We start from the raw sequence: 26,294 nt of genomic DNA on the forward strand, positions 1-26,294 counted from the left end.
GATGAACAACATTCTTGAGAATCTGTTTTCACTGACCGTAGCTGGAAGTGTCGTTACAATTAGTATTCTTTTATTGAGACTAGTACCCACCGATATCTTCCCTACCAAGTGGCGTTACAGACTTTGCATATTGGCTGTAGTATTTTATCTTGTACCTATAACCCTTGGCATTCCATGGTTTTCACTGCTCTCTACTTCCCACACAACAAGCCTACATCATACACAACCAGTGTATTCTTCAGGGTTCATATTGGAAACGTTCATGCCAGAAATCACCATTTCAGCAAACGTAGCCTATATCCTTTTAAGCTTATGGGCAATTGGAGCTATTGGTTTTGCTGTTTGGCAATTATATTGTTATCGAAGATTTTTAAACGAACTAGAACATACGCGCACCATCGTACCGAAGAACAGCGAAGCAGCTACACAACTCCATGTAAACAAGGAAAAACTTGGCCTTAGAAGTAACGTCAAGCTCGCTTACAGTCCTATAATACGGAGTCCCATTCTTGTAGGTCTTTGGAAACCAACCATCTATCTCCCACTAGAGAATTATGCAAATATAGACATGGGAATGGTGATCCACCATGAGCTGACTCATCTAAAACGGAAAGATTTATGGATCAAGGCGTTCACGTTGGGAGTCAGTGCTTTGCATTGGTTTAATCCTTTGGTTCACACGGTCCGCAAGGAGGTTCATACCTGGGGCGAGCTGTCTTGTGATGAAGATGTCGTCAAAGAGATGTCCCATGCAGAGCGAAAACGCTATGGCGAAACGATTCTGAACGTAATGGCAGGATCAAGGAATTTACCCGTGCAGTTTTGCGCCTCTTTATCCGGTGATGGCAAACAATTAAAAAGGAGATTAACGATCATGCTAAATGTGAAAAAAATGAAAAGAAAAACATTGTTTTTATCGATAACAGCGGTATTGTTGATTGCAGGGATTAGTACATCCGCAGCAGCATGGGCTTCAAACGCTACACCACAAATCGTTGCAAATACGGAGACGAATCCATCTGAGAGAGTGAGTGCTGTTGCTGAGGAAGGGCCCACACATAGCCCAGTCTTGGAACCCGAAGTAGTGGCACCCTCTGAGAAAGGGCCCACACATAGCCCAGTCTTGGAACCTGAAGTAGTGGCACCCTCTGAGAAAGGGCCCGCACAAAGCCCAGTCTTGGAACCCGAAGTAGTGGCACCCTCTGAGAAAGGGGTTGTTAATGCCGAGGAAGGGCAAATACTAAGCCAAATCACGGAACCTCAAGCAGTCCCCTCTGAAAGAGTGAGTGTTGTTGACGGGGAGAGGCCAGTATTAAGGCCAATCACGGAACCCGAAGTAGTACCCGCTACTGTTAATGAGTAAATGCAGAGGCGGTTGCTTCTGAAATACATCTTATTAAAAGCTAAATAACGATTAGAACACAGCCTGTTGAAAAAAACTCAACAGGCTGTTCATGTGTGCTAATGAACCTTAACACTTGGTTTGAAAGTTTGCTTGTCCTTCCAAAATTGCATGCAAGAATTTTTTCGATTTTCTCAAGCGCTTCTGAATATCTTCGATTTCATTGATTTTTCGTTCGACCATTTCCTGCTTTGCCTCGTACGATAAATTAAGTTGTTGATTTATCAGCAAACTTAATTCTTCTATAGAGAAGTCTACGGATAATAACGATTTCACATCATCCAGAAAATCAACAATTTCTTCAGAATAAATACGATAATTATTGTCGTCTCGTTTAACAAATATGTTCGGAATTAGGTTTTTACGTTCATAGAATCTCAAGGTTGATATGGGCAGACCAGTTAATTTAGAAACTTCGTTTATTTTCATCAGATGACCTCTTTTTTTGTTATTGCTATAAACCTAGGTTCATAGTTCATACTACGAATATGATAACGAACGACATACACCATGTCAAAAATCAAACGATTATCAAGAAGGAGAAATGATATGTTTAAGCATATTCTAAACAACGATTTTGCGAATATCGTCAAGGGACGACGTTCCGTTCGCAATTATGATGAGAACGTTAAAATTTCGAAAGAAGAGCTAAGCGAAATGATATCAGAAGCCGCTTTAGCTCCATCCTCCGCTAATATGCAACCATGGCGAGCCATTGTGGTTCATACTCCGGAAGGAAAAGATAAATTAAGACCTCTTGTACGGTTCAATACATTACAAAATGATACTTCATCCGCAATGTTGTTGATTTTTGGCGATACCCAAAGCTATTTATACACGGAAGACATTTACAATACAGCTGTGGAACAAGGGAAAATGCCAGCCGAAGTACGAGACCGTCAACTTGAAACCATTCTATCGATGTACCCGACTCTGCCCAAAGAAACGAAAGTTGAAGTTGCAAAAATCGATAGCAGCCTCTTTGCGATGCAGTTCATGTTAGTCGCGCGTGCACATGGATATGACACGAATCCTATGGCAGGCTTTGAAGTTGATCGGCTAGCAAAAGCATTTGATTTGGATGAAGAACGCTTTGTTCCCGTCATGATCATCTCAATCGGAAAAGCCAAAGAAGAGGGATACGAATCCGTCCGATTAAGTGCCGACAAGTTTACGACTTGGGCGTAGAACACTTAGATTCAACTTACATCTGTTGTTTATCACAATTGTAAAGCTGTATGGATAAGGCAGGTGCCGTTACCAGGTCAAATGTCCGGTCATAAGAATATGAAGAGAAGAACGGCTTACTCCAATTGCGAGGATGGTGGAGATTTAATGTCACACAACCGCAAACCAGCAGGTACCCGATTGACGGGAAGGATCGTGGTGCCGGGTAACCCGTCTTACCATGCGGCTAGATTGGAATACAACAGGCGCTTTTCCAAGTTTCCACGGGTTATCGTGTTTTGCAGACGAACGCAGGATGTGATCAACGCAGTCAAATGGGCTCGTGAGCGTGGCGTGCGGATTCGAGTGCGCAGTGGGCGGCACAGTTATGAAGGATTTTCGACTATCGATGGCGGAATAATTATCGATGTGAGCGAGATGAACAAGGTGCAAGTGGATCGCAAGAACATGGTGGCCCATGTTCAGACGGGCAATCCGTTATCCCGCGTATACAGGAAGCTATGGAATAAGCATGTAGCACTCCCGGCTGGCACTGCACCCGACGTGGGCATTGCCGGGCTTACCTTGGGAGGTGGAATTGGACTGTTGTCGCGTAAATATGGACTTACCTGCGACAACTTGAAACAGGTGAAGATGGTCGTAGCAGCAGGACGGCAAGGGGCGAAGACGATCATAGCAAATAAGAAGAAACATGCCGATCTGCTCTGGGCATCACGAGGTGGAGGTGGAGGCAACTTCGGGATTGCTACCGCATATACGTTTCGGGTAAGGCCGATCCGGACCGTCTCCATCTATAGTATTACTTGGAAATGGCGCGATCTGGAGAAGGTATTCCCGGCTTGGCAGCGCTGGGCACCTGCGGTCACAAACCGCTTAACCTCAACCATCGAGGTGGCTGCCAAACAAGTGGGAACGATCGTATCTACCGGGCAATTACTGGGGGGAGCAGCGGAACTTAGGCGATGGATCCAACCATTACTGCAACAGGGAACTCCAATGAAGGTCATGGTGCGGACCGTGCCTTTTATCGAAGCAACCCGCTTTTTTGCCGCAGGGGACCTGCACCTGGAACCGAAGTTTAAAATAACCGGGGCTTTAGGGTTTAAGCCGCTGCCACGTGAAGGTGTACGGATGATTCGCGACTTCTTGTCCGAAGCGCCCAATAAGCATTCTACCGTGTGGTGTCAAAGTTTAGGCGGATCGGGTAGCGCAGTGAGCCGGATATCTCCGACTGCAACGGCCTATCCACATCGGAGGGCAGAGATTTACGAGCTATCGGCGCGTTGGAGGAACGATAGTGAGCAGCAGCGAAATATCCAGTGGGTGAAAAGGTTCCGTAAAGCGTTGCGTCCCTTCGTTAATGGGGATTATGTGAACTTCCCGGATTTACAAATCAAAAACTGGCCAAAGGCGTATTATGGTGTGAATTTTGCCAGATTGAAGCGGGTAAAACAGAAGTATGATCCTCATGATGTATTTCGCTTCGCACAGAGCATTCCGGTGGGGAAGCGTTCCGGTCGAGGAACAAGAACATGAAGATTGGGAAAGTCGCATACGATGCGGCTTTTTTATTTGGTGATAAAAATTCAGCTGAAATCTGCCGGGATATGCTCAGAATTAAATCGCTATAGGTCTGAACTTAACCCCCAACCTCAAATTGATCGTGCAATCTGCGCAAGCGGTAAGCATTCATGGCAAATTCGCGCACCTCTTCAAGGATGCTGTAATTGGCCCATGCGCCTGCAACTGCGCCGATCCCGGGTACCATCTGCAGCATTTTCCTGAAATCCATCGCATCGCGATATTCGATCTGGAATGTCTCCCAGTCCATATTCTTGGAGTATTCCGCGTCAGAGAGCCACTGTTCCTTTTCAATATGCCAATGCTTGATAGAGTTAAGCAGCTTGGTCCGATTTTCCGGCCCTGAAAACGTCATTTGAAATACTTTGAGAATGAATACCCGTTCGGAGAAGTGTCTGGTGTCATAACCGTAAACATGCGCCAGTTCGAACAGAAATTTCATCTTGATCGCAATCAAAGCCGGGAAGTCTACCATGCTAAACATAATACCGCCAGCTCCTGTTCCAGCACCTTCGGCAACCGCGATTTTTTGGTACAGGGCAAACAACTCTTTCGCTTCTTGATCGGCGGATTCCAGTTCCAGAGCACGCTGCACCGGACGTTTAGGCGTATATTCCGCACCGAACAGGGCCGTGCGCACGATTGAACGCACTGTGCTCGTAATGATGTTATGAACCTTCGGGGAAATCAAATGATTGATTCGATTGCTGATGCTTTTCGATGTTTTTTCCAGCCACCCCGGAAGTTTAAACATTTTGTGTTCCCAATCGGCAATTTCCCTCCGTACTTTATGTTCGTAATTCATGATCACTCGCTCCTCCATAAAACTTGCTGTTGTCCATATTGTATCGAATCATTCCCTGATTCGGAACAGACTTTGGCAGGTAGCGAACCTCGACTAAAGTCCAGCTTCGCACGCTTGCGTGCATGACATGCTTAGAGAGGTTGATCAGATCACCATGAACATTCGTTAATATTGGCAGAGGGTACCGATTAAGCGATTTTCAGAATTAGAACCGAGGCATTAATAACGGGAGTATCTTCCACAGTTGTATCTAAATCCACGATACCAACAACATCATCGATGCGATTCAACGTTAGCACGCCGCCTGCTGTCAGGCTCACAAGCGTTTGGCCGGTATAAGGCCTCGAATTAATGTCGGTTCCATAATTGCTTCCGGCAACCAACGCAGCGTTGAAATACAATCCAAATACGCTGCTTTCCTCCTCTGCTTCAGATCTGGCAAACACTTCCCATTCAATGCTGTACAGGCCGGTCTCCAATATGATAATTGCAGAAGGTGCCGTAAAAGACAACGCTGTACCGAGCACGACGGCTGTATCGTCGAATTGTACAGCTTGCCCTTCCCCGCCTGGCGTAGGCGCAGCTGCAAGCGCCTGTTCTATCGTGCTGCTGACGAATAAAGCCGATGTCACAAACGGCGGTCCAGTAGGACCTGGAGGCCCCGTTACACCTGCAGGTCCTTGTAGTCCAGTCGCTCCCGTAGCACCAGTCGGTCCGGTCAGCCCTATCTCACCTGTCTGCCCCTGTGGCCCTTGTGGCCCTACCGCTCCTTGAGCTCCTTGAGCTCCTTGAAGTCCTTGAAGTCCTTGAAGTCCTTGAAGTCCTTGAAGTCCTTGAGGTCCTTGAGGTCCTTGTGGCCCCTGAGGTCCTTGGGGAGCGTTCACTATGACCTCGGGACTAACATGAACCGTAGGTGGAGGACAGCTTACCCGAACGATTTTATTCTTCATATTTTTTTTTCTGCAGTTTCTCTTCTTGAAGTGCAACGGATTTTTGCAGCTCCGCTTACGCCTATTAGATGAACAACTACTCAACATCAACACCTCCATATGTGATTGCTTTACCATATGAAGATGACTGATAAAGATGTGGACTTGTACCCATCAGGTTTTCGATCTCGTTGTAAATGGTCACTTGCACCTTGCAAACTATCACTCTAGTGATAAGTAACCACCATGCGTCAATATAAGAGAACCTTAAGGCATATTATTTGGCGAAAACGGTGATATGAATAGGCAATAATCTGAGATAATCGGGCTATCGGTCATGATACGAATTAAATCATAATAAAGAGGCAATCGTGCGATGCATGTGCTGCGGTGTAATAGAATCAAATAATGGCAAGAAACTGGAGGATGTTATATGCAAAAAGTAATACTGAACAATGGGTTAGAGATGCCCATACTCGGTTTTGGCGTGTTTCAGATTGCAGATCCAAATGAATGTGAACAAAGCGTTTATGACGCTATTATGGCAGGCTATCGGCTGATGGATACGGCTGCCTCTTATTTGAATGAAGAAGCCGTCGGCAGAGCGATCAAACGAAGCGGCGTGGCAAGAGAAGAGCTATTTATTACCACGAAACTTTGGGTACAGGATACTGGTTATGAGCGCACGAAGATTGCATTTGAAAAATCGTTGGCAAGATTGCAATTGGATTATTTGGATTTGTATTTGATTCACCAGCCATTTGGCGATGTGTATGGCTCTTGGCGCGCGATGGAGGAATTGTATCGAGAAGGTAAGGTCCGTGCCATTGGGGTTAGCAACTTTCAAATGGATCGATTGATCGATTTGATTATTCATCATGAAGTAGTCCCGGCCATAAACCAAGTAGAGACGCACCCTTTCAATCAGCAGATCGAAAGTGCCAAATTCATGAAGGAGCATCATGTTCAGATTCAATCCTGGGGGCCGTTCGCGGAAGGTAAAAATAACTTATTCGAGAATGAAGTATTGGCATCGATCGCTGAAAAGCATAATAAGTCCGTTGCCCAGGTGGTTTTGCGTTGGTTAATGCAAAGGGAGATCGTTACGATCCCAAAGTCGGTTCATCCAGAAAGAATGATCGAAAACTTCAATATCTTCGATTTTGAATTAAGACAGGAAGATATGGCGTCGATTAATACACTGGATACAGAACAAAGCTTGTTCTTCTCACATAATGATCCTGAAATGGTGAAATGGATCAGCAACCGCAAACTTGATATCTAACTCATGTTATCACGTAAGACAGCATGATCAGCCATGACCGATTTATACTGGTCATGGCTTTTTGCGTTGTCGCTGATCAATTGAAAGTGGAATGTATAGGTTATGCTTTGATGTACACACGAAGGACACAAGATTGTTCTATACTGTTCTTGAGCTGCTAGACGAAAAGTGTAATGGAGTTCCCGATGTTCGATTATAAAATGGTCAACCATGGATCAGCATATGATTTATCGGGTAAACGAAGTATGTAAGCTATTAGACCGACATGTTGGACTAACTATAATTCAATAAGCCGTGGAAGATGTGGAGTGTTATATCATGAGACGAAACGTATTAGTGGTTGAGGATGATCTTATGCTAAGGGAACTCATCACTGACTACTTCAAAAAGGAGAAGTGGGAAGTATTCGAAGCGGAGCATGGAAGGTCCGCATTAGAGATTTTCGAGAAGGTGTCCATTGATCTGTTAGTGCTGGATATCATGATGCCGGAGTTGGATGGATGGTCGGTATGCCGCCGCATTCGGGAGACGTCCGACGTACCGATTATTATGATAACGGCTCGAGCCGAGGAAGATGACCAGCTTATGGGCTTCGAGCTTGGCGCTGATGAGTATGTAACAAAGCCTTTCAGTCCGAGGGTGCTGGTAGCTCGCGCTGCTTCCTTAATGAAAAGAAAGGAAGGGACCGTGGGAAGGGACGGCGATCTTCTGATGTACGGCGATCTCCGTGTGGATCGAAAAGCACATACCGTCATGGTTTCGGATACTCAGATCAATCTATCTCCCAAAGAGTATGACTTGCTTCTTTTCCTGATCAAGCACTATGGGAAGGTCCTGTCGCGCGATTATATATTGGACGCGGTTTGGGGTTACGATTACATGGGAGATCTTCGAACCGTTGATACGCATATCAAGAAATTAAGAGCCAAGCTTGGAACTGAAGACCGATTAATTGCTACGGTCATTCGCACAGGCTACAGATTCGAGATGGTGCCATGAAGAGAAGCAGCGTTGTTGTTAAATTGTTTGCCGTGACGTCTGTTTCGATATTGGTTGTTTTTTCTCTGATCATAGCAGCGCAAGGCTTGTTCTTCGAGCAGTTCTATCGCTCGTTCAAGATTCAGGGATTAGAGCGGGACATACATGAGATCGCGTTGAAGATGGATGAGACGGGTGCCGAGGAACGCCGAACTGTTCAACTACTCGGTCAGTTCATGAATGAGAAGGATGCGAGCATCGCCGTTTTGGACGATCATTTTGACCGTCTGCCCATCCATCCGTATTTTCTGGAAATTCAAACAAATAGCAAGGTCATCAGGATTCTCCTTCCTGAAGCGATGTCGCTGGAAGATATACCGCAGGGGATGACGGTTGGGGATAAGCTAGTGGTCGACGGCATCTTCATGGATGAGAAAGATACGATCATGCAACCAGTGGACATTCAGCCTACACAATCCGTATCGGGGGAGGGACTGGTGCGGGTTAGCGGTGAGATCAAAGACCTGCTGCTCCCGGCGAAGCGTTCTTACAACCCGTTATATCAAGATATGCAAGTAGATGAAGCTTTGCTGGCATGGAGGCAGGCAGCGGAATTCGATGATGGTCTCTTACGGAACGATGAGACTGCTCAGACAGCATGGACCGATCAATGGAGCGGAATCGAGTATGCGATTCTGATTCGGCCTTTAGGGGAAAGCCAACCGGAACAATACCTGTTGGTGATGGCTTCCATGCAGCCGGTGGGGGAAGCCGTTGGAGTTCTGAAGCAATATTATATCTACTTGGCGCCGGTCATCGTTTGTTTGGTATTGTTATTGTCCCTCCTTTATTCTCGCATGGTCGCCCGTCCGTTGGTCCAATTGAATCGTAACGTGAAGAACCTGGCACAGTTAGATTTCTCAGCATCGGCAGAAATCCGGACGAAGGATGAGTTCGGAGAACTGTCGCGCAACATGATGACGATGTCAATGAATCTGGAGCAGGCGCTCAGAGAACTGACTCATGCCAATGCGAGGCTGGAAGAGGATATGGAAGAAAAACAACGATCCGAACAGCTCCGCAAAGAGCTGATCGCGAATATCTCGCATGAGCTGAAGACGCCGCTGGGTATCGTGAAAGGGTATGCGGAGGGATTGCAGGATGACGTGGCGGAGGAAAAAAGAGAACGATACCTCGCATTCATCGTGAACGAGACGAACCGGATGAATGATTTGATTATGGACATGCTGGAGCTTTCCAAATACGAAGTGAATGCGGTTCGTTTGCAGACCCGAACCTTCTTATTGAGCGAGATGATTCAGCAGACAGCTGATTCGTTCGTCCAGCAGTTGGAGCATAAGGGGCTTCGTGTCAGCCTTTCATATGGTAGCGCAGAAGCCGTGAGCGTGCAGGCTGATTCCAAACGAATGGAACAAGTGATTCGCAATTTATTGAGCAATGCCGTTCGTCATGCAGAAGAGAACAGCGTCATTACTATCAGAACCTTGCAAATGTCTCCAGCGAAAGTCACCACATTCATTGAAAATGTCGGGACACCCATAGCTAGGCAAGATCTGCACAGGATATGGGATCAATTCTATCGAGTGGAGCGTTCCCGCGATCGAAAATCGGGAGGTACGGGCCTGGGGCTCGCGATTGTGAAACATATTTTGGAACTGCACGGCAGTGAATTCGGCGTCATGAATACGGAACAGGGTGTAGCCTTTTATTTTACATTGAACGAAAGCGGAGGGGATTATGATGAAAAACTATAAATCGATGTACTTAATTATTGCTCTAATGCTCCTTCTTATGAGTACCGCATGCGGTACCCCGACTAATACGAACACGGCGGCTAATCAGGAGGATTCAGGAATTGAAGCCGATACGCCGCATGAAGACCAGGATTCCTCCCCGGACCCATCCGAAGAAATCTTGATTGTAATCGATCAAACGCCTAAACCAATTGAGGGCAACAGTTTTGATTTCGTGGTGAAGCAACTGCCGACAGGGTACGCACTGGCGGAGATCACCTGGAAATCCGATCAACGCGAGATTAGCAACACCGTTCAACAAGCAATCGAGCATGGGCAAAACGGAGAAGATGGATTTTATATCAGTGGCAATGGGCAATTTTCTGGGTTTATTTATCCAGACGAGCTGAAAAATGAGGAAGGCCAGGTCATCTTCCGCTTCATCAATGAGGAAGATGACCAAGAATTAACTTGGGAGAAAAGCATCACGTTAAATTAGCGATAAGGACATCGTCGAGCATTCTCCTTTGGAAGCCGCATTTTATGCGGCTTTTTTTAATTTGGTCAGCCGAATAAACGGATCGGTGCATTATTCACCAATATCTGTACGATAATATGGCTGTCTATAAGTAATCCAGTGCAATGAAATTATCTTAGAAGTGGAGGTAAGAGTTCAATTGAAAGGTGAACTGATTATTAAGTTGAAAAAATCAGATAACTTTGCACCCATCGATCCAGAGAGTCTTGCCGGTACACCCGTGCTTACCCCATTCACAAAGCTATTAAATGAAGAGAACATCAGGATTCGTCCACTAGTTCCTGATTTACAAGTTGAGTCCTTGGAGGATGGCGAATCTAATCAAGAGACGAATCTATCGGTTCTGTCAGGTTATTACTTGGTTGATGCACCTGACGATAGACTTGAGACACTACTCGCGAAGTTTAATGGGCGGGCGGAAATCGAAGCTGCCTATATCAAACCTCCTGCACAACCTGCTTCAACTCTCGCGGCTCCAGAGACCACGCTCCGACGCCAGATCTTTCTTCACGTCAGGGATATTTGGACGCCTCGCCTAATGGAATCGACGCACGATATGCGTGGACCATACCTGGTGGAACAGGAAGCAATGTGAACATCATTGATATTGAGGGAGCTTGGCGGTTTGATCATGAGGATTTGAATCAGAACCAAGGCGGGGTCATCGGTGGACAAGAGTCATCTGACCCGGGATGGCGAAATCATGGAACAGCAGTGATAGGCGAGTTTAGCGGAGATCAAAATCCATTTGGCATTGTTGGGATATGTTCCGATGCGAACGTAAGGGCCATATCGATTTTTGGGAACAGCTCGTCTTCAGGCGCAATCGTTCAAGCCGCTAACTCTCTTCAACCTGGGGATATTATCTTGATCGAACTACATCGTCCGGGACCAAGATATCAATACCAAAACCGCCCTGATCAAGGTGGGTTTATTCCGATTGAGTGGTGGCCGGACGACTTTGACGCGATCCAATACGCTACCGGTCGAGGTGTAATTGTGGTGGAAGCTGGAGGAAACGGTTCGGAAAATCTAGACGATCCACTGTACGATCAAAGACCTACGAACTTTCCAGCCCAGTGGACAAATCCGTTTAACAGGTCAAATCGAGATTCCGGTGCCATCGTCGTAGGCGCGGGTGCTCCCCCACCAGGCACGCATGGACAAGACCATGGTCCTGCGAGATCACGCCTTTCTTTCTCCAATTACGGTACCATCATGGATGCTCAAGGTTGGGGTAGGGAAGTAACTACTACTGGGTATGGAGATATACAAGGAGGGACTGACGAAAATAAATGGTACACCGATTCTTTCAGCGGCACCTCAAGCGCATCTCCGATTGTTGTTGGTTCACTTGGTTGTGTACAAGGCGTGCTGCGTGCACATAACCTAAACATATTAACCCCAATAATCGCTAGAAATTGGCTGCGTGAGACAGGATCTTTACAACAAGATGCTCCTGATCGTCCTGTATCGCAAAGAATCGGAAATTTACCTGATTTAAGACAATTGATCGCTAAAGCGTTAAATCAATGACAGCTTAAAAATATCACTAAAATCAATAACCTCCTTATTTAAGAAGGAGGTCGCCGGGGCGATATCGGCCCCGTTTTGTGCTGCAACATTCAATCAGATTATTTCTTAGACCATCCTTATGACTTCAAACTAAATGTTCAACAGGGCAGTATGATTTCAATTTTCGTGCCTTGCCGCACTTTGGATTGTACATGGATCTCACCACCGTGTGCTTCCACGATGGTCTTGGCAATGCTCATCCCAAGCCCCGAGCCAACGGTCGATTCTTCCGTATTTGTCCCCCGATAGTAACGAGTGAACAGATGATGCAGCGTATCTTCATCCATTCCTTGGCCGTTATCGATGACCCGTATGCAGGCTTTGCCGTTCATCCTGCCGATGGAGACAGTGACCGTCACACCCGGCGGATTATGCTTCACGGCGTTGGATAGCAAGTTGTCCATCAACCGCTGTATCCAGGTTCCATCGGCTTGTATTAACAGAGGACGCTCTTCCCCGATGTAGTGAAACTGGTACTCCGACATGGTAGCATCATTGACGTATTTCAACACGGAATCGCGCACCAACTCAACTAAGTCCATCTCCCGAAGCTCCATAATTGCATCTCCCTGTTTGAGCTGATGGATCATGGAAAAGTCGGAGATCAGCTCCAGCATATAATCCCCTTTCTCGCGAATCGTCGATCCCATAATCCGCATTTCCTCGCGGCTCCATTGTTCCGGCAAACTCTCCAGCATATACCCATAACCTTGAATGGTCGCCAGCGGCGTGCGCAGATCGTGGGAAATTCCAGACATCCACTCCCCTTGATCCTTTTCCAGTCGCTTACGTTCTTTCTCGGTTTGTGCCAATTGATGAGTCATCTGATAGAAGGATTCAATCACTTCCTTAAAAAGCTTGTAACGAATTCTCATTGTGCCGTTGCGACGGAATATTTTGCGCTTATCCTTGGCCGTCAGTACCTGGTCGTACTGTCCCAGGCCCATTCGTTCGAACCAGCCTGCGAACAGAATCAGCGGCTGGCCGTAGCGGTAGCCATGCCAAATGGATACGGGCACTGCCAAAAGCAGAATAAGACCTGAAAACCAGATAAGTCCACGCGTTGCCGTATCCATACCGGGATGCTTCAGTGGCCCACCCTCTGCAATGGGTGTATATAGGATCCAGGTCATTCCACTCGACTTGTCCCGATGGGTGACGATATTCGTGTCATAGTTGCCGGGTGATTGCTGGATGGCCAGAATATCCAGCGGCCGATACGCCTTCTGTAAGTATGCTTCATCACCGATTTCTTGTACGGTATGGCTCGAGGGGGTGATCACCTGCAGATAACTGCCGGTTTCGCGCAGACGCCGGTCCAGAAGGGGAACAGCTCCGCTCTGGACCATACCCTGCTGCCCGTATGCGTCAAACCAAGCTACAAGTTGCTCCAACTCAGGACTTTGGTAGCCAAGCATGTACAGAAGCGGGTCATGAAAAGCAAAATTGAGATGCGTGTGTACGGCATACGTCCCAAGTGCCCGTGTTTCTTGAATCTCGACCAGTTGAGCGATAGAGTAGGAGGTCGGCAGTGCATGCTTCGGAGTTGTATTGACGGCGTTGATCACCTCTCCTTCAGGACTCACAACCTGCAACCACATTTCTTTGTCCTCGATGAGCTTGGTCCACTCGGGCGAAATTTGGATCGTCCCGTCCTTGGAATACGCTTCCTGGGCGATCAGTTGCAGGGCGCCAACCGGAAAGTTCCGGCGTATCTCATGACTCGTCATGCTCTGGAAATAAATGATGCAGGCAACCAAAGTGATGGCCACAATTAGCAAGGCATAGAAGATCAATTGGTACGTGAAGTGGAAGGACATGCGCTGTTGGATCTTCATCACGCTTGTGACTCCTTCACCAGCTTATAGCCGAGTCCGCGTACAGTAATCAGCAGCTTCGGATTGCCCGGATCGACCTCAATTCGCTCCCGAATTCGCCGGATATGCACTAATACAGTTGAGTCATCGCCTTGACCGTTGATTCCCCAAACCTTGTCATAGAGCTGCGTTTTGGAAAATACGATCCCAGGATGCTTGCAGAAGTGCAGCAGCAACTGGAAGACCTGAGCGGGGCAAGAAACGGGTTGTCCGGCTACAATCAGCGCGCCCTCCGCCTCGTTGACAGTAAAGCGGCCATACCGATAAACCCCGGGATCTGGCCGCTTGGCAGGAGTGGGCATTGAAACATCTGATTCCAACCGGCGTATGCGCGCCTGAATTCTTGCCGTCACTTCCAGAGGATTGAACGGCTTCGTGATGTAATCGTCTCCACCCATAGCGAAACCTCGGAGGACATCGAGATCGGTAGCCTTGGCCGTTAAAAACAAAATATGCGGATTCCCATATTCGCGGAACTTGGAACAGAGGTCCAGTCCGCTGCCGTCAGGAAGCGTAATGTCGAGCAGGACAATATCGGGGACCACGCGCGCCGCTAAATCAAGGGCTTCTGCGTAGTTGGAAGCCGCGTACAATTGATGAAACCCCTCCCTGCGAAGCACCATTTGCAGCATTGTGACAATGGAAGGTTCGTCGTCGACGATTGCGATTTTAATATCTGATAGTTTTGTCATCGTATTCACCCTTTTTCATAGTAGCATGCTCATATTAACAGAACCTAAACGGTCGCTTAACGGATGTTCATCATATCGTTTAGGCTCCGTTCAAGTCGTGCTGATAGGATTGAAAGTGAGAATCCTGCTTAGAAGGAGTCTGATGCTGCTTGAGATTTGGACGAACGAAAGTATAGGTCAAAAAATATGTATCTAGGAGGAAAACACTTGATCGTTACAACAACAGCAATTGTTGAAGACTCCCCGGTCAGACAGTATATCGGAGTCGCCACCGGCGAGGTCATCATGGCCGCTAATGTCGGAAGAGACCTTCTTGCTTCATTTAGGGATCTGGTAGGGGGGCGTTCGAAGGCCTATGAAACCAAGTTAAGAGAAGCAAGAGACGCAGCCTTCGCAGAAATGACGCAGCAAGCTTCCGAGATGGGAGCCAATGCCGTTATCGGCGTAAATATCAATTATGAAGTCATCCGTCAAGGTATGTTGATGGTTGCTGTCAGTGGAACGGCAGTCATCATCTAAGCAAACGCCAGACGCCAATGCGATTCAGATCGAAGCAGGATTCTCTAGCATCGTTATTGCATTGCACACTTTATCATTTCACGAGAAGGAGCTTATATGCAGATGAAAAAAATTAGCGCTTCAATTCTTGCCTTATGCTTGCTTACGTCGGTATTCTCTTCCGTTCTTGCTGCTGAGAAACCCTTGTCCGTATGGCAAAACGGCGAACAAATCCAGTTCAGGCAAACGGAACCCATTATAGAAAAAGGGGTGATGCTCGTACCGGTGCGGCCGCTTCTACAGAAGCTGGGCGTCGAAATAAAATGGGATCAAGCGGCCGGCACCGTCAGCGGTGCCAAAGAAGGTCCTCTTTGACTCTGCAGATTGGCAGCACGAAGGCAACGGCAAACGGAAAAGCCGTCAAGCTGGATGCAGCGCCAAAGCAAATCCGGAATGTCACGTATGTGCCGCTACGTTTTGTTGCTGAAACTGCCGGCTATAAAGTTGTCTGGAACCAGTCGCTGCGCCAGGTTACCCTTAGCTCTAAGCAGCCTGATGAAGCTGCGGTACCTAGACTGCAAGACGACTTTTATGAAGCAGTCAATGCAGAGTGGAAGGCATCGACTGACATACCCGCAGATAAAGTTATCATAGGCGGTTTAAGTGACCTTGGTGATAAAGTAAGCACGCTGTTGTCAAAGGATATGGCACAAATGGCGGTCGAAGGACGCGATAAAGCAGATGATGAGCTCGGCAATATGATTAAGTTTTATAAACTAGCTGCTGATCGGGAAAAACTAAATAGCCAGGGATATGAAGCCATTAAAGCCGATATCGAAAAAATTAAATCGATAAACAGCTTGGCGGATTTCGCAAAAAATCAAAAGGATCTCTATGTTCGTGGTCTCGCTCTGCCATTTACACTCGATATCTTGTCTGATATGAAGAATGCAACAAAAACGATACTGTACATCAATTCCCCAAAACCAAAACTTGATAAGAGCATGTATGCACCTGATAATCCTCAAGGTCAAGCATTGTTAGCGGTATATAAAAACATGCTGGCGGATGTACTGGTGAGTGTTGGGGAAGCCAAAGAAGAAGCAGACCGAATTGCCAGTGAAGCGGTTGCGTTCGAAACAGAATTCGCGCAGTTTACCATGACTGGAGAAGATCAAGCTAATATTGAATCTTTCTATAATCCCAAAACAATGGAAGAGTTAAATGCCTATAGCAACCATGTAGACCTTGAAAAATTCTTAGTGGATGTTACAGGTAAAAAGACCGAAAAGGTATCTTTGATGAAATTAGATTACTTTGAAAATCTCGATCAGTTCGTCAATGAAAACAATTGGGAGAAGATGAAGAGCTGGACCTACGCAACCTTTGTATTAAACTCCGCCTCACTACTGTCTGATGACTTTGTAGCCACATCAACGCAATTGAGCAGAGGTGCGTCTGGCCAAGAACAAACGATCGTGACGGAGGATACGATTTACAATATTGTGAATGCTGTTTTCAGCGATGTTGCTGGACAATATTATGGCAAGACCTACCTTGGGGAAGAAGCCAAGCAGGATATTACCAGAATGGCGGACAACATGATTGCAGTTTACAGAGATAAGTTTCACAAAAATGATTGGATGTCAGCGGAAACCAAGAAAGAAGCGATAAAAAAACTGGATAACTTGAAAGTACACATCGGTTATCCGGACAAGCTCGATGCGGTATATTCTTCGTTCAAAATCGATGCCAACAAGACATTGTATGAGAACAATCAGGCGATCCAAGCAATCGTCGCGAAAAACAAATTTGCGAAAATCGATCAACCGATTGACCGCAACGAGTGGAGAATAGCAGCAAACACTGCGAATATGATCTCTGAAGCGCTGACTAACACGATTACATTCCCTGCCGCTGCGCTTCAGGCGCCATTTTATGATCAAAATCAAAGCGCAAGCCAGAATTATGGTGCCATTGGTACGGTAATTGGGCATGAAATCTCTCACACATTTGACTCAAACGGTGCCAAGTATGATGAGATTGGAAATCGGGCCAACTGGTGGACAGAAGAAGACTATAAGAAATTCGAAGCCACAGCTCAGGCCGTTGTTGACCAATACAACCAGTTGGAGTACCTGGGCCAAAACATCAATGGACAACGGACCTTACCAGAAAATATTGCAGACATTGCCGGGCTGCAGGTGGCTCTTGAAGCGGTAAAACAATTGCCGGATGCCGATCTGGAACAGTTCTACATCTCATGGGCAACCGTGTGGAGACAGAAGGCTCTCCCTGAAATTGAACAATTCCTACTAGCGATTGATCCTAATCCGCCTGTCAAATTCAGGGTAAATGTCGTGGTTGCCAATACCGATGATTTCTACACGACATTTCATGTCAAGAAAGACGATCAGATGTACAAAGCTCCTCAGGACAGAATTAAGATTTGGTAAACCATGGTATGAATACAGGGCTGCGAGGCTAATAAACTCGCAGCTTTGTTGCGTAGTAATCCTGTTAGGGCATTCTGACTTGCGATGTAGACTGTCGCGGAGGACAGGAAATATCGGGTTTTAACCGGCACTGCTTATGGGCAGTATAAACTTAATCGTGCTTGTAAACCTGCGAGGACTTCTTCCGGCATTTCCTTGACCTTAACATCCCGGCCTAGGAACAATAGCCAATTGGTTATCTCGGCTAATTCTTCTGGATGGTGAACATCCAAGAAAGTCTTCAGAACGGCTGTGGTTTGGTATGGATTCGTGTAGGCAATCGAAACTTTCAAAGGATGGTACTTTTTGAACTGGGCAATCGCCTTTGGTCCAAGTTCAATGATCAAGTTGAATGCATCTTCCTGCTTGCTTAATGTTTCTAAAATCTTTTTCTTGCTTACTCTTTTTTTAGTTAGGTATGGTTCTACATGGGTAAGATTGTCGACAGGTACAATCAGCCGCTTTTCTTCCACCAAGTCATAACCTTCGATTAGCCATAAGCTTCTTTCATGATGAAGGTGGAGGAGATAGATTGGATAAGACTTTAATTCTCGCTCTTTGTTAACCGTAATCCATAAATAGTTCTCTAATAGAAGAATTTGGATGAGTTTCTCTAACGTCGGATGGGGAAGATCAGACAGATCCAGCAGGTCGGGATTATGGGGATTAGTCCCTTCAAACAGCAGCAATTGATTCAAAAGAACAAGATCATCCTGCTGGTTCTCCGAGATAAGGCCCAGTAGCTTTTCAGCTAGTGAGTGACGACTCTTTAGATAAGGGAGCTGTTGATTTCTCGTGGCCATAAAGGCAATGAACAGGGCTTTAATTTCATTATCCGTAAAGCGGACGGTGGGAAGAACAGAATTGTTCATGACAGAATAACCCCCGTCTCTACCAACTTCAGCGACCAGCGGCATCCCCATGGCTTCAATTTCCCGGATATCCCGAATAGCTGTCGAACGGGAGATGTTAAATTCCCGCATGATTTCAGAAATGGTAAAGCGGGCGCGGTTATTGATATACCGCATGATGATATTGATCCGTTCAACTTTTTTCATAGCGTCCCCTTCAACAGTATCATATTTTGACATGGTTTAAGGATATTATAAACCTATCAAGTGAAAAGACAAATCCCTGAATATTATAAAAAGGATGGTGTTTACGTTATGGGAAATTATACTTTTGAGAAAAAAGACAGCTTTATCGTAGTTGGCATTGGAACCGAGCTTCAGAGCGATTATACAGATTATGCTGGCATTAACAAAGAAAAAGCGGATTTTTGGGAGGCTGTGAAACAAGACGGAAGACTTGACTCTTTGAAGGCCGTAGCTACAAACGACTACATTTTTGCCGTAAACGAAGCCGTGAATCATAAGATGATGCACTATGCCGGCGTCATGACAGAGGCATCCGTGCCGGATGCAACCCGAGTGATCCAATTCCCTAAGGGGGAGTACCTCGTCGTAAAGGGGGAAGGGAAGACGGCCGATGAGCTGAGTAATAAGCTTACTGGCGTAGCCTTTGGTCAAGTCCTGCCGGAAACAAAGGATTATGCCTATGTTGGAGGGCCGAATACAACGGTGGAGATGGGTCAGCAGAACGGTTCGGTGTTCGGGGAATTGTGGATTCCTGTCGTGAGAAAATAAGAGGGAAGCAAAAGCTCTCGATGCGGGTCTTGTTCGATGTAGGCCCCAATAAGCAAAGAAGGAATACTCGCAAAAACTTTTAGGAGGAATGCAGATGTCCTATCTCGTTGATTTTAAAAATGTATCTACGGTGGGTTTAGAGTCTTCTCCGGTAGCAGAAGCGCTGGCTGGTCTGCGAGCAAATGAAGCCCGTTATTTCATGAACAAATATCAGCATGAATTTACGGTTATACCCGCTAGCGAGAGCCAGGAAGCCCTTGATTATGTGAACCGGATTTTGACGGAAGAACGTAATATTGAATTTGCGGCCACGCCTTTGGAAACGTCGCGTTTTCAAGTGGAAAATATTCAATTTACCTACGTCTTTTACGAGGATGGACTGAGCCTTAATGTCATGTATACGGTAGATGACCCGAAGAAACGAGCCGTTGGTTTTAAGCTTTCAGAAGGGATGGAAGTTCCCGGCGAGTTGGAAGGGAAGTTCAAGTTTGCCCGGCAGAAGTCTAAACTAGCCGGAACCATACGAGGCTCGTTCTTTGTCATCAAAGGAGAATACTGAAATATCGGAATATTAAAGAGTAAACCATTAAAGAACCTGATCATGACATCAGGTTCTTTTCTATTGTTTTTGCGTCACAACACTAAAAGAAGCCTAGCATGCCTTGCTCCATCAACTGACACCGCCGATCCGATTAATGAGTCGCAAGGTGCTATTTATCGGGTACATCAAAATATTTTAATTCCCCGTCATTGGCGACAAGAACTCGAGCACAGCTCGGAGAAATTCGGATGGAAGCTCCACATTGGTAGATGAACGGAGGGTAAGATCAGCAATTCCGCGCCGGATATGGTCTTGGAAAGCAATTCACCGTGTTCGGGAAGCGTTACGGTATCATGCTGCCCTGCGATAACCAAAGTCGGGCTGTTAATTAATGAGACTGTCCGTCGCATGTCCATATCGCGAATAGCAGCCCAGCTTCCTGCGATCCCCTGCGGACGTGTAGCAAGCACCATGTCGCGGAACGAAGCGACGAGTGAATTCTCAGACGTCAGCATGTGCGAAGGGAACCAGTTATGCATAAACATATCAGCAATTTCAGGAAGTTTCCCCGGCTCCAGCACAGAGTTGATCAACCCTTCCCATTGTTCGGCCGGGCCCAGATAAGAGGAGGTATTGCTCAGAATGAGTCGGTCGATCCGTTCCGGAGCGTGTATGCCCAGCCACTGCGCAACGACGCCGCCAAGCGACAGCCCGAGGACGTGTACACGGTCGAATTGAAGTGCATCGAGCAGTTCCAGGACATCCCGGCCCAATCGGTCGAATGAATACGGTACGTTGGGCGTATCCGAGTGACCGTGACCCCGGTAGTCGTAGCGAAGAATGCGAAAGTGCTCCGACAACTCGGATATTTGCCCATTCCACATATTCATCGAGGTCGCGATGGAGTTCGCAAGCACGAGTACCGGATGGTCAGCCGATCCATCGAGCCGATAAGCTATTCGGACGCCATCTCCGGTCCTAAAATAGCACAACCCTTTAGCCTTTATCAAATCGGTACCTTTCACTGTCATTGTTCTCCGTCTCCCTTATTGGTTTATAGTGACATTTTAAGGAAGCCGCTTTAAAATCTAAATATGAAAATGACGGAGTTTAGGGTCTAAGAACTTATTTTTATCATTGTTTGCGATTCAAACTTTAAAAAATGAGGTGCTCTGTCTATGGACCATATCGATCGAAAAATCATGTCCATTCTGCATGAAAATGCCAGAATTACGGTTTCTGAAATGAGTCGCATGATTGCGATGTCGCAACCAGCTGTAACTGAACGGCTTCGGAAATTGGAAGAACGGGAGGTCATAACGGGTTATCGTGCCAAGATATCACCGTCCAAACTGGGCATGTATACAACCGCGTTTATATTATTTAAGTCTAATAACTGCAAGGAATTCGAAACTTTCAGCGAAGCTTCTCTTGAAATCGTCGATCTCTACAGAACCAGCGGGGAATATAATTATTTATTGAAGGTTGTAACCGAAACAAGTGAGTCGCTGGAAACCTTCCTTGAAACTTGCAACGCATTTGGATTTTCAACGACCCTTGTCGTTCTTTCTACTCGCTTCGAGGATAAGTGTCTTGTAGTAAGCCAAGAGGCATCGAACGTCATTCATAGCATTGGCAAGGAGGAATACGGAAAATGAATAACGTCAGCCTGCATACATCTAATATGCACGCCAGTTTGATCCTGAACAGTTATCGGAGATGGACAGGGAAATCGCTGCTTGATGGTGCCGTTGAACCAGGTACAGAATCAGCCATACTATTCCATGCGCCAATCGTAGTGCTGACTCATGGAACAGAACCGGACCCGGTTTTGAATTATGGCAATCAGAGTGCGCTTGAATTGTGGGAAGTGAACAGGGAAGCTTTTATCCAAACGCCTTCAAGATTAACGGCAGAACCGATGGAGCGCGAGCAACGCGCCGCCTTCCTGAAGGCGGTCAGTGAGAATGGCTATGTTGATAATTATACAGGCGTTCGAATCTCCAGCACCGGCAGAAGATTCTATATATTACAGGCGACCGTCTGGAATCTTATAGATGATCACAACGTAGTTCATGGACAAGCTGCTGCTTTTCGTCAATATCGTTACATCGAATAGAGAAACAAATGGAGGGATAATCCTATGATATACGGACCGGATCCTAATGCGATCTACCCGAATGAGGCGATTAAAAGTATATGTTTTATTAAAAACGTTGTCACGCGCTCAAATATTATTGTCGGCGACTATACCTATTATGACGACATAAACGGTGCTGACCGGTTTGAAGAGCATGTCACGCATCACTATGAATTTATTGGAGACCAATTGATTATCGGAAAATTCTGCGCAATTGCAAAGGGCATTGAATTTGTCATGAATGGTGCAAATCACAGAATGTGCAGCGTCACCACGTATCCATTTAACATCATGGGCAATGGTTGGGAGAAAGCGACACCAACGCTGGCGACTTACCTTTTAAGGGAGATACTGTCATCGGAAACGATGTGTGGATCGGTCAAAATGTCACCGTAATGCCCGGTGTGCATATCGGTGATGGAGCCATCATTGCAGCCAATTCCGTTGTTGTAAAAGATGTTCCCCCTTACCATATTGCCGGCGGGAATCCTTGTAGAATGATTAAAAAAAGATTCTCTGACGAACTGATCGATAAACTCCTTGCCATGAAATGGTGGGATTGGCCGGCTCGTAAAATTTTTGATCATCTTGAAACGCTATGCAGTGGCGATTTGACCAAGATCGAGGGAATTCAATAGTTCGTGATGAACATAATGTGCCATAGGACATTAAATTAACCTCATGCAATATCGCGAAGCCAGCGACTTTTTATCTTAAGGAAAAGAGGTTATGCTCTAAGCGAAATGGGATAACATGCTGTCCATGCTTTGGATGCTGCGATCCGGTAGGAATCTCACGGCTGTGCAGATCGCGGAGAGTTTGGAGATCAGCGTTCGCACGGTGTACCGGTATATCGACGCATTATGTGCCATTCGCATTCATGAGCCACTAGCGTTGAAAGATCGGATAGGGGACATGGCCTACGGAATCGCCAAACATTATGAAAGCAATCCGGTTTGAACTTCACTGACAACGTTTGTCAGCAGAACTAGGATATCCTGAAGTCAAGGCTGTGACAGCTTATAGACGATGTTGAAAGGAACGGTGAATTCATCCATGCTTCAACAAACCGATCAATTGTACGATTATCATGTGTGGGCGAACGAAAGGTTATTTAACCACTTGGAGGAACTTCCGGAAGATGTGTTCCATGCCGAAGTGACGAGCGTATTTCCGTCCGTGTCGCAAACGCTCGCACATATGTACTTGTTCGAACGCCTCTATATGTCCGTGCTTGCAGAGATTCCAAACGAAGAGATTTTTCCAAAGATTCCGGGCTGGACGGAGGAAGCACAGGGCAAAAATGTGAGCGAGATGAGACGATTATTCGCAGGAGCAGCGGAACAGTTTTACGAATTGCTAAGGCGAACGCCCGATTTGGACAAGGCGATGACGATCACGCATCCGAATTACGGAAGTCTAGGCACGCATTTCTCCGATATTCTGCGGCATGTGGTCAACCATGGAACGTATCACCGGGGCAACGTAACTGCTATGCTAAGACAGCAAGGATATGCGGGAGTGCCGACCGATTATATGTTTTATTTGGTGCAACGACAACAGGACAGTGAAATGTTTGATCGATAGTCTACCTCATCGAAATGGGATGGACCCAACGGTCGATCCCGATGCATTTCCGGCACATACTGAATGATTGTGTGAAAAAGCCTGATATTCAGGCTTTTTTTTGTTTTTTCATGTTGATATATCGGCTCCAGCCCATACGCGGCATGAATCCCTTTCATACCTTATATGGAATCTGCCTAATTGATTAATGAAAGTGTTCATAAGCATGTAATTCTAAGGAGCGGGATAAATTCGTGAAGTCAAACGTTAAGCTTACAGGGAGAGTGATCTTTAGGGGAGACCCTGGTTATGAAGCGGCTCGTAAAAATTGGGATCCGCACACGGACAGATACCCTAAAGTATTTGTTTTTGCCCGAAAAACACAGGATGTGGCGAACGCGATTCGCTGGGCCCGCAAAAATAATGTTCCATTACGCCCAAGAAGCGGAAGGCACGCCCTGGAAGGTAACCTTTCCCAGGTCAATGGAGGCATCGTCATCGACGTCAGCGAAATGAAGAAGATTCAATTGAACAAAAAAAGCGGCACCGCCGTTGTTGAAACAGGAAATCAAGTTGGTCGAATCGTCGATACGTTGGCGCGGCAAGGTTACATGGCCCCGTTCGGCGACAGTCCGACGGTGGGGATCGGCGGCATTACGCCAGGTGGGGGGATCGGACCGCTGCAGCGGACGACCGGACTCATCAGCGATAATCTGATCGAACTTGAAATGGTTGACGCGAAGGGAAGAATCATTCGAGCGAACAACAAACAAAATGCCGATCTTCTCTGGGCTTCCCGCGGCGGCGGTGGCGGCAACTTCGGCGTATATACCAAATACAAATTCAAAGTGCTGCGCGCCCCGGATAAAGCCACCGTATTCCGCATCACCTGGCCATGGGCACAATTCGAAAAAGTCGTGAAAAAATGGCAAGTGTGGGCACCTAATGCCAGTACCAAGCTCGGCAGCGAGTTAAGCGTCGGTCCCAAAAAGGGCGGAAATGTCAGTATGCTGGGGATCTACCTCGGTTCGAAAGGCGAGGCGCTTCGCCAGTTGGAACCTATTTTGAGCGTAGGCTCACCGACTCAAAAAACCATCCGCTATTTGCCGTATTTGGAAGCCACAAAGTTTTTGCTAGCCCCGGATCCGGTGTTGACGCAAAGATTCAGCAACCAATTCTCCAGCGGCTTTGGCAGACGCCCATTTCCGGATAAAGCCTATAAAGTGATGCGCAAATTTCTGGAAAAAGCTGAGGGAGGTACGCCGGCCGGATTTTTCTTCCTGAACTGGGGCGGCGCCATAAGTAGAATCGCACCTCAAGCCACCGCATTCTACTGGCGAAAAGCCAAATTCTACGTCGAATGGAACAGCTCATGGGTGAAGCCGTCCCATGCAGCCCGAAATATTGCCTTAGCTCGGAACACCAGAACGAAGCTGCAGCCTTATATCGTCGGATCTTATATTAACGTTCCGGACCAAGGCATTAAATGTTCAGGACCTGTCTATTACGGAAAGAACTTCGCCAGGCTGAGGAAAGTAAAAGCGAAATACGACCCGAAAAATGTATTTCACAATCCGCAGAGCATTCCGCCAGCTTAATATTCGCTAACGTAAATAGAAGCACAAGCCGGAACACGTCGGCTTGTGCTTTTGGTGACGTCATACTATTATGTATGAGTATTATTTATTAGACGCAGAGTTAACAGTAAGGATATATCGAAAGGTTCGACCGACTATATATTATTTGCTGGAATGACAGAAAGGATGTACTCATGTTTCAAGGAAAATCACGAAAAGTCATGATCGTGCTGTTGGGGTTATACACAACACTAACCTTATTCTTCTTATTTCTAGGCTTCGATAGAGCATCCACTAATCAAGATCAAGGCTTGAGATACAACTTCATGCTTGAAGCGATTCCGTTACACTTTCCGATGGGAAAAGACTTTCAGATATGGTTCTTCGACTTAGGCAATTTTCTTGCCTTTGTCCCGTTCGGAGTGCTCATCCCGCTCCTGTATCGGTGCAGTTTTATCCGGTTCATCTCCTTTTTCATCCTTGGCATCACGATTGTAGAGTCCCTCCAAATGATTTCCCGCTTAGGAGCGTTCGATATCAACGATATCATCATAAACTCCTTAGGAGCTGCGGTGGGATATGGGTCACAGCGGCTAGTAACGCGGCACCGGAATACTTGGAAAGGGTTGATTCGAATCGTCCTAACCGCGGTTGTACTTTCTACGGGAACGATCGTTGCTGTCGGTGGCATCAATCATTACTTGAACAACGTGGACGGAGAATCCGTAGCCCTGAATGAACTTGCAATCAAAGTGGGGGCTGTGCAATGGGATGAAAGTCTTTCCGCTTTTACAGTAGGTGACACAAAGGTCGAGCCCCAGATCAATCTGTACAGTAAAGAAAATACAAAAAACAATGAGTTTTCATATCTATTGAATGGTAAATATGACAAAATATCAGGCTATGTCGCTATACTGGGGTATCCTGACGACACTGCAGGCAACCAGAATAATGAAATCAGCTTTATCGCGGACGGAGCAGAGATTTATTCCATAAGTTTGGGAGGAGAACCTCAGCCGGACCCTTTTAAGTTTTCACTGAAGGGCGTAACGGAGCTTACGATTAAAGTTCTCGACAATGGTCCACACCCGAACACTAATCTTGTGATGTGGGATGTTAACCTCATAGAGTTGAACACAGGCCAAAGAATCCTGCACATGATTAGCAGCCCATTCAGATGAGTCATAATCATAACTAGAAGTGATTGCTCAATGCTGATGTCAAGTT

General features: G+C 46.4%; 26 protein-coding genes and 2 pseudogenes. 21 read left to right on the forward strand and 7 right to left on the reverse strand.

Annotated elements, in window-relative coordinates; translation table 11 throughout:
- The first annotated feature begins 1 nt into the window (after position 1).
- On the forward strand, positions 2-1,363 hold the full coding sequence (locus JCM10914_RS11365) for a M56 family metallopeptidase (RefSeq protein WP_023960888.1): 1,362 nt from the start codon (positions 2-4) through the stop codon (positions 1,361-1,363).
- Positions 1,364-1,471: 108 nt separating this feature from the next.
- On the opposite strand, the gene JCM10914_RS11370 is transcribed toward JCM10914_RS11365, so the two are convergent.
- A complete protein-coding gene (locus tag JCM10914_RS11370; RefSeq protein ID WP_023960890.1) occupies positions 1,472-1,831 on the reverse strand; it encodes a MerR family transcriptional regulator in 360 nt (119 codons plus the stop codon).
- 120 nt (positions 1,832-1,951) lie between these two features.
- On the opposite strand from JCM10914_RS11370, the gene JCM10914_RS11375 reads away from it, so the two are divergent.
- Together JCM10914_RS11375 and JCM10914_RS11380 are read left to right on the forward strand one after the other, a co-directional pair.
- Positions 1,952-2,590, forward strand: coding sequence for a nitroreductase family protein (locus JCM10914_RS11375; protein ID WP_023960892.1), 639 nt, complete (start codon positions 1,952-1,954; stop codon positions 2,588-2,590).
- A 147-nt stretch (positions 2,591-2,737) separates the two neighbouring features.
- A complete protein-coding gene (locus tag JCM10914_RS11380; protein WP_023960894.1) occupies positions 2,738-4,126 on the forward strand; it encodes an FAD-binding oxidoreductase in 1,389 nt (462 codons plus the stop codon).
- Between the two features lie 103 nt (positions 4,127-4,229).
- Here JCM10914_RS11380 and JCM10914_RS11385 read toward each other — a convergent pair whose 3' ends face one another.
- Both JCM10914_RS11385 and JCM10914_RS11390 read right to left on the reverse strand, forming a co-directional pair.
- Positions 4,230-4,976 carry an EcsC family protein gene (locus tag JCM10914_RS11385; protein ID WP_036717794.1) on the reverse strand — a complete coding sequence of 249 codons (747 nt, stop codon included), beginning with the start codon at positions 4,974-4,976 and terminating at the stop codon, positions 4,230-4,232.
- Between the two features lie 188 nt (positions 4,977-5,164).
- Positions 5,165-5,926 (reverse strand): collagen-like protein, encoded by a 762-nt coding sequence (locus JCM10914_RS11390; protein ID WP_052019728.1) that lies wholly within the window; start codon positions 5,924-5,926, stop codon positions 5,165-5,167.
- Positions 5,927-6,338: 412 nt separating this feature from the next.
- Here JCM10914_RS11390 and JCM10914_RS11395 point away from each other — a divergent pair, with 412 nt between their 5' ends.
- The 6 genes from JCM10914_RS11395 (at position 6,339) to JCM10914_RS11415 (ending at position 11,996) form a co-directional block, all read left to right on the forward strand.
- Positions 6,339-7,190 carry an aldo/keto reductase gene (locus JCM10914_RS11395; protein WP_023960899.1) on the forward strand — a complete coding sequence of 284 codons (852 nt, stop codon included), beginning with the start codon at positions 6,339-6,341 and terminating at the stop codon, positions 7,188-7,190.
- Between the two features lie 318 nt (positions 7,191-7,508).
- Positions 7,509-8,189 carry a response regulator transcription factor gene (locus tag JCM10914_RS11400; protein ID WP_036717797.1) on the forward strand — a complete coding sequence of 227 codons (681 nt, stop codon included), beginning with the start codon at positions 7,509-7,511 and terminating at the stop codon, positions 8,187-8,189.
- Positions 8,186-9,943, forward strand: coding sequence for a sensor histidine kinase (locus JCM10914_RS11405; protein ID WP_023960903.1), 1,758 nt, complete (start codon positions 8,186-8,188; stop codon positions 9,941-9,943). Before JCM10914_RS11400 ends, JCM10914_RS11405 begins: the two co-directional genes overlap by 4 nt.
- Entirely contained in the window at positions 9,927-10,421 is a 495-nt protein-coding gene (locus tag JCM10914_RS11410; RefSeq protein ID WP_023960905.1) for a hypothetical protein, read from the forward strand. The genes JCM10914_RS11405 and JCM10914_RS11410 overlap by 17 nt, the downstream gene beginning before the upstream one ends.
- A gap of 202 nt (positions 10,422-10,623) precedes the next feature.
- Positions 10,624-11,055, forward strand: a complete 432-nt coding sequence (locus JCM10914_RS30130) for a hypothetical protein (RefSeq protein ID WP_231638619.1) — start codon at positions 10,624-10,626, stop codon at positions 11,053-11,055.
- Positions 11,052-11,996, forward strand: coding sequence for a S8 family serine peptidase (locus JCM10914_RS11415; RefSeq protein ID WP_023960909.1), 945 nt, complete (start codon positions 11,052-11,054; stop codon positions 11,994-11,996). Before JCM10914_RS30130 ends, JCM10914_RS11415 begins: the two co-directional genes overlap by 4 nt.
- 137 nt (positions 11,997-12,133) lie before the next feature.
- On the opposite strand, the gene JCM10914_RS11420 is transcribed toward JCM10914_RS11415, so the two are convergent.
- Positions 12,134-13,873 carry a HAMP domain-containing sensor histidine kinase gene (locus JCM10914_RS11420; protein WP_023960911.1) on the reverse strand — a complete coding sequence of 580 codons (1,740 nt, stop codon included), beginning with the start codon at positions 13,871-13,873 and terminating at the stop codon, positions 12,134-12,136.
- Positions 13,873-14,604 (reverse strand): response regulator transcription factor, encoded by a 732-nt coding sequence (locus tag JCM10914_RS11425; protein ID WP_023960913.1) that lies wholly within the window; start codon positions 14,602-14,604, stop codon positions 13,873-13,875. Before JCM10914_RS11425 ends, JCM10914_RS11420 begins: the two co-directional genes overlap by 1 nt.
- A 207-nt stretch (positions 14,605-14,811) precedes the next feature.
- On the opposite strand from JCM10914_RS11425, the gene JCM10914_RS11430 reads away from it, so the two are divergent.
- From JCM10914_RS11430 to JCM10914_RS11440, 3 genes are all read left to right on the forward strand, one after another.
- Positions 14,812-15,123, forward strand: a complete 312-nt coding sequence (locus JCM10914_RS11430; protein WP_023960916.1) for a YbjQ family protein — start codon at positions 14,812-14,814, stop codon at positions 15,121-15,123.
- A 102-nt stretch (positions 15,124-15,225) separates the two neighbouring features.
- Positions 15,226-15,477 carry a stalk domain-containing protein gene (locus JCM10914_RS11435; protein WP_158442465.1) on the forward strand — a complete coding sequence of 84 codons (252 nt, stop codon included), beginning with the start codon at positions 15,226-15,228 and terminating at the stop codon, positions 15,475-15,477.
- A complete protein-coding gene (locus JCM10914_RS11440; RefSeq protein WP_023960920.1) occupies positions 15,474-17,558 on the forward strand; it encodes a M13-type metalloendopeptidase in 2,085 nt (694 codons plus the stop codon). The genes JCM10914_RS11435 and JCM10914_RS11440 overlap by 4 nt, the downstream gene beginning before the upstream one ends.
- 134 nt (positions 17,559-17,692) lie before the next feature.
- On the opposite strand, the gene JCM10914_RS11445 is transcribed toward JCM10914_RS11440, so the two are convergent.
- Positions 17,693-18,655 carry a YafY family protein gene (locus tag JCM10914_RS11445; protein ID WP_023960922.1) on the reverse strand — a complete coding sequence of 321 codons (963 nt, stop codon included), beginning with the start codon at positions 18,653-18,655 and terminating at the stop codon, positions 17,693-17,695.
- A 108-nt stretch (positions 18,656-18,763) separates the two neighbouring features.
- Between JCM10914_RS11445 and JCM10914_RS11450 the strand changes: the two genes are divergently transcribed.
- The gene (locus tag JCM10914_RS11450) at positions 18,764-19,243 is read left to right on the forward strand and encodes a GyrI-like domain-containing protein (RefSeq protein WP_023960924.1); all 480 of its coding nucleotides are present in this window, start codon (positions 18,764-18,766) and stop codon (positions 19,241-19,243) included.
- 94 nt (positions 19,244-19,337) lie between these two features.
- Positions 19,338-19,802 (forward strand): hypothetical protein, encoded by a 465-nt coding sequence (locus JCM10914_RS11455; RefSeq protein WP_023960926.1) that lies wholly within the window; start codon positions 19,338-19,340, stop codon positions 19,800-19,802.
- 188 nt (positions 19,803-19,990) lie between these two features.
- On the opposite strand, the gene JCM10914_RS11460 is transcribed toward JCM10914_RS11455, so the two are convergent.
- Complete coding sequence (locus JCM10914_RS11460; RefSeq protein WP_023960928.1) at positions 19,991-20,815, reverse strand: alpha/beta fold hydrolase; 825 nt, start codon at positions 20,813-20,815, stop codon at positions 19,991-19,993.
- Positions 20,816-20,962: 147 nt separating this feature from the next.
- Here JCM10914_RS11460 and JCM10914_RS11465 point away from each other — a divergent pair, with 147 nt between their 5' ends.
- The 7 genes and pseudogenes from JCM10914_RS11465 to JCM10914_RS28340 all read left to right on the forward strand — a co-directional run bounded on the left by JCM10914_RS11465 (position 20,963) and on the right by JCM10914_RS28340 (position 26,248).
- Positions 20,963-21,442 carry an Lrp/AsnC family transcriptional regulator gene (locus JCM10914_RS11465; RefSeq protein ID WP_023960930.1) on the forward strand — a complete coding sequence of 160 codons (480 nt, stop codon included), beginning with the start codon at positions 20,963-20,965 and terminating at the stop codon, positions 21,440-21,442.
- Complete coding sequence (locus JCM10914_RS11470; protein ID WP_023960932.1) at positions 21,439-21,903, forward strand: MEKHLA domain-containing protein; 465 nt, start codon at positions 21,439-21,441, stop codon at positions 21,901-21,903. Before JCM10914_RS11465 ends, JCM10914_RS11470 begins: the two co-directional genes overlap by 4 nt.
- A gap of 24 nt (positions 21,904-21,927) precedes the next feature.
- Positions 21,928-22,562, forward strand: a pseudogene (locus JCM10914_RS11475) (Vat family streptogramin A O-acetyltransferase).
- Between the two features lie 115 nt (positions 22,563-22,677).
- A pseudogene (locus JCM10914_RS28335) lies at positions 22,678-22,794 on the forward strand (HTH domain-containing protein); the annotation flags it as partial.
- Positions 22,795-22,980: 186 nt separating this feature from the next.
- Positions 22,981-23,511, forward strand: coding sequence for a DinB family protein (locus tag JCM10914_RS11485; RefSeq protein ID WP_036717865.1), 531 nt, complete (start codon positions 22,981-22,983; stop codon positions 23,509-23,511).
- A 233-nt stretch (positions 23,512-23,744) separates the two neighbouring features.
- Positions 23,745-25,088, forward strand: coding sequence for an FAD-binding oxidoreductase (locus JCM10914_RS11490; RefSeq protein ID WP_023960942.1), 1,344 nt, complete (start codon positions 23,745-23,747; stop codon positions 25,086-25,088).
- Positions 25,089-25,261: 173 nt separating this feature from the next.
- Positions 25,262-26,248, forward strand: a complete 987-nt coding sequence (locus tag JCM10914_RS28340; RefSeq protein WP_023960944.1) for a VanZ family protein — start codon at positions 25,262-25,264, stop codon at positions 26,246-26,248.
- Positions 26,249-26,294: the final 46 nt, after the last annotated feature.

Origin of the sequence: Paenibacillus sp. JCM 10914 (genome assembly GCF_001315105.1) — a bacterium.
Classification (GTDB): Bacteria; Bacillota; Bacilli; order Paenibacillales; family Paenibacillaceae; genus Paenibacillus_AQ.

Bases quoted from the DNA above. Each gene is read 5' to 3' on its own strand.
- JCM10914_RS11425 (WP_023960913.1), bottom strand. From the start codon at position 14,604: ATGACAAAACTATCAGATATTAAAATCGCAATCGTCGACGACGAACCT.
- JCM10914_RS11385 (WP_036717794.1), bottom strand. From the start codon at position 4,976: ATGAATTACGAACATAAAGTACGGAGGGAAATTGCCGATTGGGAACAC.
- JCM10914_RS11380 (WP_023960894.1), top strand. From the start codon at position 2,738: ATGTCACACAACCGCAAACCAGCAGGTACCCGATTGACGGGAAGGATC.
- JCM10914_RS11405 (WP_023960903.1), top strand. From the start codon at position 8,186: ATGAAGAGAAGCAGCGTTGTTGTTAAATTGTTTGCCGTGACGTCTGTT.
- JCM10914_RS11410 (WP_023960905.1), top strand. From the start codon at position 9,927: ATGATGAAAAACTATAAATCGATGTACTTAATTATTGCTCTAATGCTC.
- JCM10914_RS11460 (WP_023960928.1), bottom strand. From the start codon at position 20,815: ATGACAGTGAAAGGTACCGATTTGATAAAGGCTAAAGGGTTGTGCTAT.
- JCM10914_RS11485 (WP_036717865.1), top strand. From the start codon at position 22,981: ATGCTTCAACAAACCGATCAATTGTACGATTATCATGTGTGGGCGAAC.
- JCM10914_RS11370 (WP_023960890.1), bottom strand. From the start codon at position 1,831: ATGAAAATAAACGAAGTTTCTAAATTAACTGGTCTGCCCATATCAACC.
- JCM10914_RS11465 (WP_023960930.1), top strand. From the start codon at position 20,963: ATGGACCATATCGATCGAAAAATCATGTCCATTCTGCATGAAAATGCC.
- JCM10914_RS11455 (WP_023960926.1), top strand. From the start codon at position 19,338: ATGTCCTATCTCGTTGATTTTAAAAATGTATCTACGGTGGGTTTAGAG.
- JCM10914_RS11420 (WP_023960911.1), bottom strand. From the start codon at position 13,873: ATGAAGATCCAACAGCGCATGTCCTTCCACTTCACGTACCAATTGATC.
- JCM10914_RS11395 (WP_023960899.1), top strand. From the start codon at position 6,339: ATGCAAAAAGTAATACTGAACAATGGGTTAGAGATGCCCATACTCGGT.
- JCM10914_RS11470 (WP_023960932.1), top strand. From the start codon at position 21,439: ATGAATAACGTCAGCCTGCATACATCTAATATGCACGCCAGTTTGATC.
- JCM10914_RS11375 (WP_023960892.1), top strand. From the start codon at position 1,952: ATGTTTAAGCATATTCTAAACAACGATTTTGCGAATATCGTCAAGGGA.
- JCM10914_RS11450 (WP_023960924.1), top strand. From the start codon at position 18,764: ATGGGAAATTATACTTTTGAGAAAAAAGACAGCTTTATCGTAGTTGGC.
- JCM10914_RS11445 (WP_023960922.1), bottom strand. From the start codon at position 18,655: ATGAAAAAAGTTGAACGGATCAATATCATCATGCGGTATATCAATAAC.
- JCM10914_RS28340 (WP_023960944.1), top strand. From the start codon at position 25,262: ATGTTTCAAGGAAAATCACGAAAAGTCATGATCGTGCTGTTGGGGTTA.
- JCM10914_RS11400 (WP_036717797.1), top strand. From the start codon at position 7,509: ATGAGACGAAACGTATTAGTGGTTGAGGATGATCTTATGCTAAGGGAA.
- JCM10914_RS11435 (WP_158442465.1), top strand. From the start codon at position 15,226: ATGAAAAAAATTAGCGCTTCAATTCTTGCCTTATGCTTGCTTACGTCG.
- JCM10914_RS11390 (WP_052019728.1), bottom strand. From the start codon at position 5,926: ATGAAGAATAAAATCGTTCGGGTAAGCTGTCCTCCACCTACGGTTCAT.
- JCM10914_RS11365 (WP_023960888.1), top strand. From the start codon at position 2: ATGAACAACATTCTTGAGAATCTGTTTTCACTGACCGTAGCTGGAAGT.